The 13,156-nt window shown below is 74.4% G+C and carries 11 protein-coding genes; 9 read left to right on the plus strand and 2 right to left on the minus strand.

All coding sequences use genetic code 11. From position 1 onward, the window contains the following. Window positions 1–96: 96 nt before the first annotated feature. The 6 genes from ACYVKX_RS10290 (at window position 97) to ACYVKX_RS10315 (ending at window position 8,030) form a co-directional block, all read left to right on the plus strand. Window positions 97–912, plus strand: a complete 816-nt coding sequence (locus ACYVKX_RS10290) for a phosphate ABC transporter ATP-binding protein (RefSeq protein WP_460831610.1) — start codon at window positions 97–99, stop codon at window positions 910–912. Beyond that, window positions 909–1,658 (plus strand): lytic murein transglycosylase, encoded by a 750-nt coding sequence (locus tag ACYVKX_RS10295; protein WP_460831613.1) that lies wholly within the window; start codon window positions 909–911, stop codon window positions 1,656–1,658. Before ACYVKX_RS10290 ends, ACYVKX_RS10295 begins: the two co-directional genes overlap by 4 nt. A 134-nt stretch (window positions 1,659–1,792) precedes the next feature. Next, on the plus strand, window positions 1,793–3,052 hold the full coding sequence (locus tag ACYVKX_RS10300) for a serpin family protein (protein WP_460831615.1): 1,260 nt from the start codon (window positions 1,793–1,795) through the stop codon (window positions 3,050–3,052). A 70-nt stretch (window positions 3,053–3,122) separates the two neighbouring features. Beyond that, entirely contained in the window at window positions 3,123–6,689 is a 3,567-nt protein-coding gene (gene mfd, locus ACYVKX_RS10305; protein ID WP_460831617.1) for a transcription-repair coupling factor, read from the plus strand. Further along, window positions 6,686–7,378 carry a hypothetical protein gene (locus ACYVKX_RS10310; RefSeq protein ID WP_460831620.1) on the plus strand — a complete coding sequence of 231 codons (693 nt, stop codon included), beginning with the start codon at window positions 6,686–6,688 and terminating at the stop codon, window positions 7,376–7,378. The genes mfd and ACYVKX_RS10310 overlap by 4 nt, the downstream gene beginning before the upstream one ends. Then, entirely contained in the window at window positions 7,371–8,030 is a 660-nt protein-coding gene (locus tag ACYVKX_RS10315) for a nucleoside triphosphate pyrophosphohydrolase (RefSeq protein ID WP_460831623.1), read from the plus strand. Before ACYVKX_RS10310 ends, ACYVKX_RS10315 begins: the two co-directional genes overlap by 8 nt. Here the strand turns inward: ACYVKX_RS10315 and ACYVKX_RS10320 are convergent. Further along, window positions 8,000–9,202 carry an exosporium glycoprotein BclB-related protein gene (locus ACYVKX_RS10320; protein ID WP_460831626.1) on the minus strand — a complete coding sequence of 401 codons (1,203 nt, stop codon included), beginning with the start codon at window positions 9,200–9,202 and terminating at the stop codon, window positions 8,000–8,002. The genes ACYVKX_RS10315 and ACYVKX_RS10320 overlap by 31 nt on opposite strands. A gap of 106 nt (window positions 9,203–9,308) precedes the next feature. Here ACYVKX_RS10320 and ACYVKX_RS10325 point away from each other — a divergent pair, with 106 nt between their 5' ends. Further along, a complete protein-coding gene (locus ACYVKX_RS10325; RefSeq protein ID WP_460831629.1) occupies window positions 9,309–10,844 on the plus strand; it encodes an ArnT family glycosyltransferase in 1,536 nt (511 codons plus the stop codon). 164 nt (window positions 10,845–11,008) lie between these two features. On the opposite strand, the gene ACYVKX_RS10330 is transcribed toward ACYVKX_RS10325, so the two are convergent. Then, window positions 11,009–11,572, minus strand: coding sequence for a tetratricopeptide repeat protein (locus ACYVKX_RS10330; RefSeq protein WP_460831632.1), 564 nt, complete (start codon window positions 11,570–11,572; stop codon window positions 11,009–11,011). A gap of 40 nt (window positions 11,573–11,612) precedes the next feature. Here ACYVKX_RS10330 and ACYVKX_RS10335 point away from each other — a divergent pair, with 40 nt between their 5' ends. Further along, window positions 11,613–12,701, plus strand: a complete 1,089-nt coding sequence (locus ACYVKX_RS10335) for a glycosyltransferase (protein WP_460831634.1) — start codon at window positions 11,613–11,615, stop codon at window positions 12,699–12,701. Between the two features lie 25 nt (window positions 12,702–12,726). Beyond that, window positions 12,727–13,092 carry a response regulator gene (locus ACYVKX_RS10340; protein WP_460831637.1) on the plus strand — a complete coding sequence of 122 codons (366 nt, stop codon included), beginning with the start codon at window positions 12,727–12,729 and terminating at the stop codon, window positions 13,090–13,092. The last annotated feature ends 64 nt before the right edge of the window (window positions 13,093–13,156 follow it).

The raw sequence follows: 13,156 nt of genomic DNA on the forward strand, positions 1-13,156 counted from the left end.
TCGCTCAGGACTGACCCACATGCGTCCCGCCGGCCCGCCCGCCTCCCCGGGCGGGCCGGCGCGGGCGCCGTACCGCCCTCCCAGCAAGGAACGCAGATGAGCACCGCCACCGAGAGCCCGACCCGGAACCCGACCCGCCTCGCCGAGCTCGAGGCGCGCGAGATCACCGCCTGGTTCGGCACCCACAAGGTGCTCGACCGGGTTTCGCTGACCATGCGGCCCGGCCGGATCACCGCGCTGATCGGCCCGTCCGGATGCGGCAAGTCGACGTTCCTGCGCATCCTCAACCGGATGCACGAGCTGGTGCCCTCGGCGCAGCTGGCCGGCGAGGTGCGGCTCGACGGCGAGGACATCTACCATCCCGACAAGCGGCTCATCGACGCCCGGCGCGCGATCGGGATGGTGTTCCAGAAGCCTAACCCGTTCCCGGCGATGTCGATCCGCGAGAACGTCCTCGCCGGCCTCAAGCTCACCGGCACCAAGGCGTCGCGCTCGGCCAGGGAGGAGCTGGTGGAGTCCTGCCTGCGCAAGGGCGGGCTCTGGGACGAGGTCAAGGACCGTCTCGACGCGCCCGGCGGCGGCCTCTCCGGCGGCCAGCAGCAGCGCCTGTGCATCGCCCGGTCGCTCGCGATCAGGCCGCGGGTGCTGCTCATGGATGAGCCGTGCTCGGCCCTCGACCCGACCTCGACCCGGGTCATCGAGGACACCATGACCGAGCTCGCCCGCGAGGTGACGATCGTGATCGTCACCCACAACATGCAGCAGGCCGCGCGGGTCTCCGACGAGTGCGCGTTCTTCCTCGCCTCCCAGGGCACTCCGGGCGTCATCGTCGAGCACGGGGATACTGGTGCCATGTTCCAGAACCCGCGCGACCCGCGGACCAGCGACTACGTGCACGGCCGCTTCGGATGACCCCTGCTCGCCTGATGGGGGGGCTGGGCGGTGCGCTGCTGGCCGTCGCGGGCCTCGGCTACCTCGCCTCTCAGACCGTGCTCGCCGCGCCGACCGCGGTCGTGGTCGACCGGCAGTACCTCCAGGCGCCCGCGCCGTCGCCGCAGGCCGGCCGCGAGGTGCGGCCCGGCCGGCCGGTCGGCCCGGCACAGGTCGACCCGCAGTGGGTCGCCGACACGGCCGCGAAGGCCGGCATCCCCGCGCCGGCGGTGCGCGCGTACGCCAACGCGCAGCTCAACGAGCCGCGCGGCTGCGACGTCGGCTGGACCACGCTCGCCGGGATCGGCTGGGTCGAGTCCCAGCACGGCACCCTCGGCGGCCGCACCCTCGGGGACGACGGCCGCTCCTCCACGCCGATCCTCGGACCCGCGCTCGACGGCACCGGCGGCTTCGCGGCGATCCCGGCCACCCCCGAGAGCACCGCGGTCACCGGCGACCCGGAGTGGGACCGGGCCGTGGGCCCGCTGCAGTTCATCTCCTCCACCTGGGCGACCTGGGGGGCCGACGGGGACCGCGACGGCACCGCCGACCCCAACGACCTCGACGACGCGGCGTACGCCGCCGCGCGCTATCTCTGCGCCGACGGCAACGACCTCACCACCGGCGCCGGCTGGGCGGACGCGGTCCTCTCCTACAACCACGACCGGTCCTACGTCGACGACGTCTACGCCGCCGCCAGGGCCTACGCCGACCGCACCGGCGACTGACGTTGAGTTGGGCGGGACTCGCCGTTGAGTTGGGTCAAAGTTCGGGACGGAGGCCCAACTCGACGGGGACTTTGGCCCAACTCGACGGGGACGGAGGCCCGGAACCGCCCGGCCGGCGCCGACGTCCCACCGCCATGCTCGACCGACGCGCCGTGCTGCGCACCGCCGCCCTGGCCGGGGTCGCCGGCCCTCTCCTCGCCGCGTGCGGCTCCGAGCGCACCGGCGGCGCGGCCCTTCGCACCAGCGAGCTGGTCTCGTCCTCCGCGGCCCGGTCACCGGGCGACCCCGGCGCGGTGCGCACCGCGGTGGGCTCCATGTGGGCGGTGGCCTCCGGCCTCTGGGAGCAGTCGGCCGGCGATCCCGGCAACGTGGCGCTGTCGCCGTACTCCCTCGTGGCCGCGCTCGCGATGACCGTCAACGGCGCCGCGGGGGCGACCCGCCAAGAGATGCTCGACGTCCTCGCGGTCGGCTCGGAGGACCGGCTCAACGGCGGGCTCAACGCGCTGACCCGGCGGCTCGGCCGGCTGGCCCGCGGGAAGGTCGCGCTGGAGGCCGCCAACCAGCTCTTCGGGCAGCGGGGCGTCGAGTGGGAGCGGGACTTCCTCGACGTGCTCGCGCGGGAGTACGGCACCGGCCTGCGCACCGTGGACTTCGAGCGCGCCACGGAGGAGTCCCGGGCGGTGGTCAACGCCTGGACCGCCGAGCGCACCCGCGACCGGATCCCGGAGCTGCTGCCGCGCGGCTCCGTCGACACGCTCACCCGGCTGGTGCTGGTCGACGCGCTCTACTTCAAGGCGCCCTGGCTCGAGCCGTTCGCGAAGCCGCTCACGACCGACGACCCGTTCCGGCTCGCCGACGGCAGCACCGTCGACGTGCCGACGATGCACGGGCTGGTGTCGGGCGGGTACGCCGCGGGCGACGGCTGGGCCGCGGCCTCGGTGCCCTTCGCCGGCCGCGAGCTCGCGCTGACGGTGGTGCTCCCCGAGCGCGACCGGCCGCTGGACGTCGCCGCGCTCCCCGCCGTACTGGCCGCGCTGTCGCCGGAGACCGTCGACCTCGCGCTCCCGCGCTGGACCTTCCGCAGCGAGCTGGCGCTCGGCGGCGCGCTCGCCCGGCTCGGCATGCCCTCGGCGTTCGACGAGGCTCGGGCGGACTTCACCCGGATGGCCGCGACCGAGCCGCTGCTCATCGACGACGTCTACCACCAGGTCTTCGTCGCCGTCGACGAGCGGGGCGCCGAGGCGGCCGCGGCCACGGCGGTCGTCGTCGGGCTGGAGTCGGCGCCCGTGGCCGGGCAGACGCTGGTGGTCGACCGGCCCTTCCACTTCGTCATCCACGACGTCGACCACGGCACGCCGCTCTTCACCGGCCGGGTCGACGACCCACGCGGCTGACAAGGTGTCGGCGGGCGCCCGTAGAATCCGACCCGTCACGCCCCCTGCCGGTCCCCGGTCGGGGGCTGCCGTGCTGCTCGAAGGGATCGATGTGCACCTCTCCGGCCATCTGTCCGGCCTGGCCGACGCCGTCCTCGCCGACCCCACGCTGGCGGAGGCGCTGGCCGACGCCCGCGACGGGGCCGTGCGGGCGCTCGACCTCACCGGGCCCGAGGCGATCCGACCGTACGCCGTGGCGGGGCTGGTCCGCGCGGGCCGCACCGTGCTCGCGGTGACCGCCACCTCCCGCGAGGCCGAGGACCTGGTCGCGGCGCTGGGCGACCTGGTCGACCCCGCCCTGGTCGCCTACTACCCGAGCTGGGAGACGCTGCCGCACGAGCGGCTCAGCCCGCGCAGCGACACCGTCGGCCGGCGGCTCGCGGTGCTGCGCCGGCTGCGCCACCCGGGCGGCGACGCCGGCAACGGCCCGCTGCAGGTCGTGGTCGCGCCGGTGCGCTCGGTGCTCCAGCCGCAGGTCAAGGGGCTCGGCGACCTCGAGCCGGTCGAGCTCGCGCCCGGCGCCAGCGCCCCGCTCGAGGACGTCGTCGGCCGGCTCGCCGCGGCGGCGTACTCCCGTGTCGACCTGGTCGAGAAGCGCGGCGAGTTCGCGGTGCGCGGCGGCATCGTCGACGTCTTCCCGCCGACCGAGGAGCACCCGCTGCGCGTGGAGTTCTGGGGCGACGACGTCGAGGAGATCCGGTCGTTCTCGGTCGCCGACCAGCGCACCCTGGAGAAGGCCGAACGGCTGTGGGCGCCGCCGTGCCGCGAGCTGCTGCTCACCGACGAGGTGCGCGCGCGGGCGGCCGAGCTGGGCCGGCAGCACCCGCAGCTGCTCGAGCTCACCGACAAGATCGCGGCCGGCATCGCGGTCGAGGGCATGGAGTCCCTCGCGCCGGTGCTCGTCGACGAGATGGAGCTGCTCGTCGACCTGATGCCCGACGACACCCATGTGCTGGTGCTCGACCCCGAGCGCGCCCGCACCCGCGCCCACGACCTGGTCGCGACCAGCGAGGAGTTCCTCGGCGCGAGCTGGGCGGCCGCCGCGGGCGGGGGTACGGCGCCGGTCGACCTCGGCTCGGCGTCGTACCGCGAGATCGGCGACGTCCGCCTCCGCGCGCTCGACCAGGGCAAGCCGTGGTGGACCGTCAGCCCGTTCGGCCTCGACGCCGGCGACGACACGCGAGTCCTCGCCGCCGGTCCGGCCGAGGCCTACCGCGGCGAGATCGAGCGCGCCATCGGCGACATCGACCGCTGGCGCCGCGACGGCTACCGCGTCGTCGTGCTGCACGCCGGCCACGGGCCGGCGGAGCGGATGCGCGAGGTGCTGGCCGAGCACGACGTGCCGGCGCGTCTGGTCGACGAGCTGCCCGACGTGGACTCCGTGACCACGGACGTCGTGACCGTCTGCTGCGGCTCGATGTCCCACGGCCTCGTCGACGACCGCAACCGGCTGGTCGTCCTCACCGGCGAGGACCTCTCCGGCCAGCGGGCCTCCACCCGCGACATGCGCCGGATGCCGGCGCGCCGCAAGCGCCAGATCGACCCGCTGGAGCTGTCGGCCGGCGACCACGTCGTGCACGAGCAGCACGGCGTCGGGCGCTTCGTGGAGATGAGGCAGCGCGAGGTCGGCGGCGCGGTGCGGGAGTACCTCGTCCTCGAGTACGGCGCCGGCAAGCGCGGCGGCCCGCCGGACCGGCTCTACGTCCCGGCCGACGCGCTCGACCAGGTCACCCGCTACGTCGGCGGCGAGCAGCCCTCGCTCGACCGGCTCGGCGGCGCCGACTGGACCAAGCGCAAGAACCGGGCGCGCAAGGCGGTCCGCGAGATCGCCGCCGAGCTGATCAAGCTGTACGCCGCCCGGCAGGCCACGCGGGGCCACGCGTTCGGCCCCGACACCCCCTGGCAGCGCGAGCTGGAGGACGCGTTCCCGTTCCAGGAGACCCCCGACCAGCTGGGCACGGTCGACGAGGTCAAGGGCGACATGATGCGCCAGGTGCCGATGGACCGGCTGGTCTGCGGCGACGTGGGCTACGGCAAGACCGAGATCGCGGTGCGGGCGGCGTTCAAGGCGGTCCAGGACGGCAAGCAGGTGGCGGTGCTGGTGCCGACGACGCTGCTCGTCACCCAGCACCTCAGCACGTTCGGCGAGCGGATGAGCGGCTTCCCCGTCGTACTCAAGGGGCTGAGCCGGTTCCAGACCGACGCCGAGGCGCGCGAGGTGATCGCGGGGCTGGCCGAGGGGTCGGTGGACATCGTGGTCGGCACCCACCGGCTGCTCAACCCCGACATCCGCATGAAGGACCTCGGCCTGATCGTCGTCGACGAGGAGCAGCGCTTCGGCGTCGAGCACAAGGAGCAGATGAAGCGGCTCCGCACCTCCGTCGACGTGCTGTCGATGTCCGCGACGCCGATCCCGCGCACGCTGGAGATGGCGATCACCGGCATCCGCGAGATGTCCACGATCACCACGCCGCCCGAGGAGCGGCACCCGGTGCTGACCTACGTCGGCGGCTACGAGGACCGGCAGGTGGTCGCCGCCGTACGCCGCGAGCTGCTGCGCGAGGGCCAGGTGTTCTACATCCACAACCGGGTCAGCTCGATCGAGAAGGCCGCGGCCCGGATCCGGGAGCTGGTGCCCGAGGCGCGGGTCGCGACCGCGCACGGCCAGATGGGGGAGCACCAGCTCGAGCAGGTGATGCTGGACTTCTGGGAGAAGCGCTTCGACGTGCTCGTGTGCACCACGATCGTCGAGTCCGGCCTGGACGTCTCCAACGCCAACACGATGATCATCGAGCGGTCCGACACCCTCGGGCTGAGCCAGCTCCACCAGCTGCGCGGCCGCGTGGGCCGCAGCAGGGAGCGGGCCTACGCCTACTTCCTCTACCCGGCCGAGAAGCCGCTGACCGAGACCGCGCACGAGCGGCTCGCCACGCTGGCCCAGCACTCCGACCTCGGCGGCGGCATGGCGATCGCGATGAAGGACCTCGAGATCCGCGGCGCCGGCAACCTGCTCGGCGGCGAGCAGTCCGGCCACATCGCCGACGTCGGGTTCGACCTCTACGTCCGGCTGGTCGGCGAGGCCGTGCACGAGTTCAAGGGCGAGGGCGAGCCGGAGCTCGACGAGGTCCGCATCGAGCTGCCGGTGGACGCGCACCTGCCGCACGGCTACATCCCGAGCGAGCGGCTGCGGCTGGAGATGTACAAGCGGCTCGCCGAGGTGCGCTCCGACGAGGACGTCGACCTCATCGACGAGGAGCTCCTGGACCGGTACGGCGAGCCGCCCGTCGAGGTGGTCTCGCTGCTGCTCGTGGCGCGGTTCCGCGCCCGGGCGCGCCGAGCCGGCGTCGGCGAGGTCACGATCGCGGGCCGCAACGTGCGGTTCGCGCCGGTCGACCTGCCCGACTCGCGGGTGGTCCGGCTGAACCGGCTCTACCCGAAGTCGATCGTCAAGGCGCCCGTGCGGACCGTGCTCGTGCCCCGCCCGGGCACCCCGGGGGCCACCGGCCGGCCGCTGACGGGCATCGCCCTGCTTGAATGGGCCCGGCAGGTGATCGACACCGTCCTCGACCCCGTGTCCGAATCGAAGGAGAGCACGTGATCCGCACCCGGAGCCTCGTCGGCCTGGCCCTCGCCTCGACCGTGCTGCTCACCGGCTGCTCTGCCACCGGTGGGGCCTCGGGGTGGAACCTCGGTGTGGCCGCGCGAGTCGGCGATCAGACGATCTCGCTGGCCGAGGTCCAGGACACCGCCTCGACGTACTGCTCCGCGATCGAGACCCAGCTCCAGGAGGGGCAGGTGGTCGCGAACTCGGTCGTCGCCTCGCAGGTGGCCGGGTCGCTGGCGCTGCGCGCGGCCGCCGAGCAGTACGCCGCGCTCGAGGGCGCCGAGCCGGACGCGGCCTACGACGACCAGGCGAGCTCGCTGGAGCAGGCGATCGCGGGGCTCTCCGACGACCAGCAGGAGGCGGTGCGGGCCGTGAACCTGGCCCAGCCCTACGCCGCCGCGATCCAGCTGGCCGTCGGCCGGCAGCTCGTCGGCGGCGGCGACGGGAAGGCCGCGCAGAAGGCAGCGCAGGCGGCCGGCCAGAAGGCGTTCGCGGACTGGCTCGCCGGCCAGGAGGTGCGGATCGACCCGCGGTACTCCGCCGGCATCGGCGACGGCAGCCTCGCGCGGGTCGACACCCAGGTCTCCTACCCCGTGAGCGCGACCGCGAAGGCGGCGGCGCCGGGCGGGTCCGGCCAGAGCGACGCGGCGGGGCTCCCCCCGAGCCAGCGCTGCGGTGGCTGATCCCGCGTCCGGCGAACCACTCCTCGAGTTCCTCGAGGTGATGCGGCGGCTGCGCGCCGAGTGCGCGTGGAAGGCCGGCCAGACCCACCGGTCGCTGGCCCGCTACCTCCTCGAGGAGACCCACGAGACCCTCGAGGCGATCGACACCGGCGACCGGACCGGCGACTGGGGGCACCTGCGCGAGGAGCTCGGCGACCTGCTGCTCCAGGTCTACTTCCACGCGGTCATCGCCGAGGAGAGCGGCGAGTTCACGATCGACGACGTCGCCGCCGACGTCGCCGCCAAGATGCACCGCCGCAACCCGCACGTCTTCGGCTCAGCACCGGGCGGGTCGCCCGCGGAGATCAACGAGGCGTGGGAGCACATCAAGGCCACCGAGAAGCAGCGCACGTCGGTCACCGACGGACTGCCGCCCGGCCTGTCCGCGCTGTTGTACGCCGACAAGGTGCTCGACCGCCTCGAGCGGTCCGGCCGCCCGGCGGCTCCGCCCGGTGACGGTCTCGGCGACCGCCTGCTCGCCCTCGTCGCCGAGGCAGGGGTCGACGGTGAGCAGGCGCTAGGCGACGCCGTCCGCCGGCTCCTCTGGGCCTCAGGCTCAGGTCAGGAGAGCGCCAGCTCAGGTCAGGAGAGCGCCAGCCCGGCGCCCCAGTAGCCGGTGACGGTCGTCGCGACGTCGAGACCGGCGGTGACCTCCGCGCTCACCACGATGATGGCCTGGGTCTGGTTGGTGACGGGGATGCTCAGCCCGGTCGTCGCGCAGCTGCCGATGGTCCCGGTCGCGACGATGCCCGTGAGCGGCGGAGCCAGGGTGCACGTCGCTCCGGGGACCGGGGTGAAGGTGTTGTCCGGGGTCGGGGCGGTCCACAGCTGCACGTTGAGCGTGAGGGTGGACCCGACCAGGGCCAGTGCGTTCGCGGACGTGAAGTAGCCGTTGATGCCGGTGATGATGCGGTTGCGTGTGATCGGCTGGGCCAGCCCCGCGGCATTGCTGTTGGTGGTGTCGACGACGCCACCCAGCGTCGTGACGCCGCTGACCGAGCCGGCGCCGCTGATCGGCAGCACCGCCACGGTGTTGTTGAAGCCGCCGAGGGCGGTCGTGACGGCCGCGGCCGTGCCGCTGCTGCTGGAGAGCATCGCGCCGGATCCGGTCGCGCCGGTGGGTCCGTCGGCGCCTGCGGCTCCGGTCGCTCCGGTGGGTCCGGTAGCCCCGGTCGCGCCGTCGGCGCCCGTCGCTCCGGTGGGTCCGGTCATGCCGATCGCGCCAGCGGATCCGGTGGCTCCGGTCAGGCCGTCGGCACCGGTCGCGCCCGTGGCCCCGGTCGGGCCGGTGGCACCGGTCATGCCGATCGCGCCGTCGGCGCCCGTCGCCCCGGTCGCGCCGGCAGCGCCCGTGGCCCCGGTCGCGCCGTCGGCGCCCGTCGCTCCGGTGGCACCCGCGGCGCCGGTGGCACCCGCGGCGCCGGTGGCGCCCGTCGCTCCGTTCGCACCCGGTGCCCCGGTCGCCCCGGTGGCGCCATCAGCTCCCGCGGCCCCCGTCGCTCCGGTGGCACCCGTGGCACCAGTAGCGCCGGTCGCGCCCTGGGCACCGCTCGGACCCGCCGGGCCCTGCTTCTTCCAGCGGATGAAGCGCTCGCCCGGCCGGCAGTCGCTCGGAGTGCCGTGGAGGATGCGCAGGTCACCGGTCCGCTTGTTGAAGCACGCGGTGATCGAGTCGTGTCGTCCGGGGGAGGCGGCGACGGCCCCGGCCTGGCCGATGCCGGCCGTGAGGGCGAGCGTCGCGAGCGAGATCGTTACCAGGCCCCGGGAGCGCGAGAAGGCGGTCACGGCGGCAGCCTAGGGGGCCGCCGTGACCGGCGCCTAGATTCCCGCTCTCGGTGACTAGACCGCGGTTGCGGCCCGCGCGAGCCCGTGGAGCGGCATGATGTGCCGGGTGCCGCCGCCTCGAGGTCCGACCGCGCTGCTGCCGGCCGTGCCCGCCGCCGTGGTCGCCTGGGTGGTCGCCGCCGCGGCGCTGTCCCCGCGGGACGCCCTGGCCGGCGTGCACAGCTACACCGGCACCGGGTACGACGACGGGGTCTACCTCGGCGCGTCGGTCCGGCTCCTGCACGGTCAGCTCCCGTACCTCGACTACGACCTGCTCCACCCGCCGGCCGTCGTCTGGATGGGCCTGCCGTTCGCGGCGCTCGGCGAGCTCACGAGCGGCTCGGTGGCGCTCGCGGCGGTCCGGGTGCTGACCGTCCTGGCCGCCGGGGTGAACGTGCTTCTCGCCGGCGCGGTCGTTCGCAGCGGCGGACGCCTCGCGGTGTTCACGACCGCGAGCCTCTTCGCGTTGATGCCGGCGTCGTACGCCGCCACGCAGACCCTGCTGCTCGAGCCGTACGTCGTGCTGTTCGCCCTGGCCGGGCTCGCGGTCCTCGGCACCGCCGGCGGCGGGCTCGCGCCGCGGCGACGGGTGCTGCTCGCCGGCGCCCTCGTGGGGCTGGCCGTGGCGTTCAAGCTGTTCGGCGTCCTGGTCGCGGTCGCCGTCCTCCTCGGCCTGCTGCCGCGCTGGCGGGACCTGCGGGACTGGTGCCTCGGGCTGCTGGCCGGGTTCGCGCTGCCGACGCTGCCGCTGGCGCTGCTCGCGCCGGCGACGTTCGTCCGCGACGTGGTCCTGGTCCAGCTCGGCCGCGAGGACGGCGACCGCGGGGCCGGCCTCCGCGACCGGCTGGCGGTGGTCCTCGGCCTCGACATCGCGCCCGTCCCGACCGACCGGGCCGCGTGGATGCTGGCAGCGGCCGTCGCGGTCGCACTGGGCGGCCTCGGCGTCCGGCTCTGGCGGCGCCGGCTCACCCGCATGCATGCGATCGCGGCCGTCGCCGGCGCGGCCGTGTTCGCCGGCATGGCGCAGCAGCGGCAGTTCTTCGACCACTACGCCTACGTCGTGGTCGCGTTCGTCGCGCTCCCGGTCGGGTGGGGCGCCGCCGTCCTGGTCGACACCCTCGCCGGCGCCGCCCGCCTGCGCCGGCTCCCGCTCGTCGTCGTGGCCGCGGTCGTCGCCGGCGGCGCGCTGCTGGTCCCCGGTGCCGTCGACCGGTCGCGCGCGTACACCGGCGAGAGCGCGGACCCGGCGGCACTCGTCCGCCGCTACGTCCCGAGCGGGTCCTGCGTGGTCTCCGACCTCACCACGGTGCTGCTGGTGTCGGACCGGCTCGACGCCCCGCGCTCGTGCGACGTGCCGCTGGACCCGTTCGGCGCCTGGTTCGTCGGCAACGACCTGGCGCCGCCGACCTCGCCGCCGCCGTACCGGGACGAGTTCGTCGGCCAGTGGGCCACCTGGCTGCGCCAGGCCGACTACGTGGTGCTGTCGGTCCCACGGAGCAACTACGTGCCGTGGACCCCGGAGCTCCTCGGCTGGTTCGACCGCAGCTACGTCCTGGTCGGCAGCGGACCGCGGACCTACGTCTACTACCGGCTGCCGGGCTGACCTCAGTACGTGTTGAGAGAGGGTCATGGCCTGCTGCGCGCCGCCCCGGCACGCACCTGGACCGCGTTGTCGTCGGTCGCCGGCCGTCCCGCCTCCCTCCTCCGCCTTGCCAGGCACGCACCGGATACGACGCTCGCGACGGCCGACCCCTTCCCAACACGTACTCAGTCGTACGACGGCGCCTCGACGTCGGCCATCGCCGGGTCGAGCGCCACGCCCTTGCCGAGGAACTGCGCGCCCTCGTCCTGCTGGCCGAGGTCGACCAGCGCGAACCCGAGGCGCATGTACGCGGCGGCCATCTTCGGGTCGGCGGCGACCGCGCGCCGGTACAGCTCGACGGCCTGCTCGAGGTCGGCGGGCTCGGTGAGGATGCCCTTGTTGAACAGGGCCGGGGCGAACGCGTCGTCACTCGCGATCGCCTTGTCGTACCGCCGCATCGCGGTCTTGGCGTCGCCGGCCTGCTGCGCGATCACCCCGAGGTTGAAGTGGGCGTACTTGTTGTCGGGGTCGACGTCGAGGACCTTCGCGAAGGTCGCCTTCGCGCCGGCCGTGTCCCCGCTCCCGAGCTGATCGAGGCCCTGCTGCACGAGTGCGTCCGCGGCGGCCGCCTGGGACGACGCGACGGCCGCGGCGTCCTTCTTCGAGTCGTCGCCACTGCACCCCGCGACGGTGGTGAGGGTCAGGAGGAGCGCGGCGACGGCGCTGAGGAGGCGGGCAGACTTCGACACGACGGACAGTCTGACATCAACACGCCCTAGGCTTCCGCGCATGCCGAGCGTCGGTCTGCACATGATCGTCAAGGACGAGGCACCCGTCATCGAGCGGTGCCTGCGCAGCGTCCGTCCGCACGTCGACTGGTGGGTCGTCAGCGACACCGGCTCCACGGACGGCACCCAGGACCTGGTCCGTCGCGCGATGGCCGGCGTCCCCGGCCTGCTCATCGAGCGGCCGTGGGTCTCCTTCGGCCACAACCGCAACGAGGCTCTCGCGGCCGCGCGCTCCCTCGACGCCGCCCGCCCCGACGACTACGTGCTCTGGATCGACGCCGACGACGAGGTCGGCCACGCGCCGGCCGCCTGGCCGGAGCTGACCGCCGACGGCTACCTGCTGGAGGTCCGGTACGGCGCCACCCGGTTCCGCCGGCTGCACCTGGTCCGGCTGGGCCGGCCGTGGCGCTGGACGGGCGCGGTCCACGAGCACCTCGACCTGCCCGGCGCGTCCGTCGCGGCCATCGACGCGCCGGTGGTCGTGCAGCACCACGACGGCGCGCGCTCGCGGGACCCGGAGACCTACCTGAAGGACGCCGCGCTGCTGGAGGCCGAGCTGCGCGCACGGCCCGGCGACCCGCGCACGCAGTTCTACCTCGCCCAGTCCTGGCGCGACGCCGGCGAGCTCGAGCCGGCGCTGGCGGCCTACCGGGTCCGGGCCGCCAACCCGGCCGGCTGGGACCAGGAGCAGTGGTACGCGCGGTTCCAGGTCGCCGTCCTCCTCGAGCGCCTCGGCGCGCCGGCCGAGCAGGTCGCGGAGGCCTACCTGGCGGCGTACCAGTCCGGCCCCGCCCGGGCGGAGCCGCTGGTCGAGCTGGCCCGGTTCGAGCGCGGCCGCGAGCGCTTCGACGTCGCGCTGCTCTACGCCCGGGCGGCGACGAAGATCCCGGCGCCGCCGGCCGACGCGCTGTTCGTGGACGCCGACGCCCACACCTGGCGGGCCTGGGACGAGGTCGCGATCAGCAGCTACTGGGCGGGTCGGTACGCCGATGGCGTGATCGCGGCGCAGCAGGCGCTGGCGGTGCGGCCCGACGACCCGCGGTTGCGCGAGAACCTCGCCTTCTGCCAGGACCGGCTGGGCGCGCCGTAGGCACGGCTGATCTAGTGTCGTCCCCGTGGCTCGGGTGCTGATCGTCGAGGACGACTCCGACGTGCGCGACTGGATCGCGCACTGCCTGCTGCGGGAGGGGCACGAGCTGCGCGGCGTGCCGGACGGCGCGCGGGCGCGCGGCCTGCCGGCGGCCGAGCCGGACTACCGGCCCGACCTGGTGCTGATGGACTACACGCTCCCCGACACCGACGGCGTGACGCTCCTCGGCGAGCTGGCGGCCGACTGGCCCGACGTACCCGCCGTGTTCGTGACCGTGCAGTGGACCGGGCAGGTCATCGACCGGATCGAGCGCACCGGCCACGAACGGGTCGCGAAGCCGTTCGACGCCGACGACCTGCGCGCCGCCGTACGGCGAGCGCTCGGGGCCTGAGCCCTGATCCACCGACTGTGAACGTGTGGTGCTGACTTCAGCGGTCACGAGCCGGGTTGATGGT

The organism is Nocardioides hungaricus, assembly GCF_054782915.1.

Excerpts from the sequence above, each read along its gene's own strand:
- ACYVKX_RS10290 (WP_460831610.1), top strand. The coding sequence starts at position 97 with ATGAGCACCGCCACCGAGAGCCCGACCCGGAACCCGACCCGCCTCGCC.
- ACYVKX_RS10295 (WP_460831613.1), top strand. The coding sequence starts at position 909 with ATGACCCCTGCTCGCCTGATGGGGGGGCTGGGCGGTGCGCTGCTGGCC.
- ACYVKX_RS10300 (WP_460831615.1), top strand. The coding sequence starts at position 1,793 with ATGCTCGACCGACGCGCCGTGCTGCGCACCGCCGCCCTGGCCGGGGTC.
- ACYVKX_RS10335 (WP_460831634.1), top strand. The coding sequence starts at position 11,613 with ATGCCGAGCGTCGGTCTGCACATGATCGTCAAGGACGAGGCACCCGTC.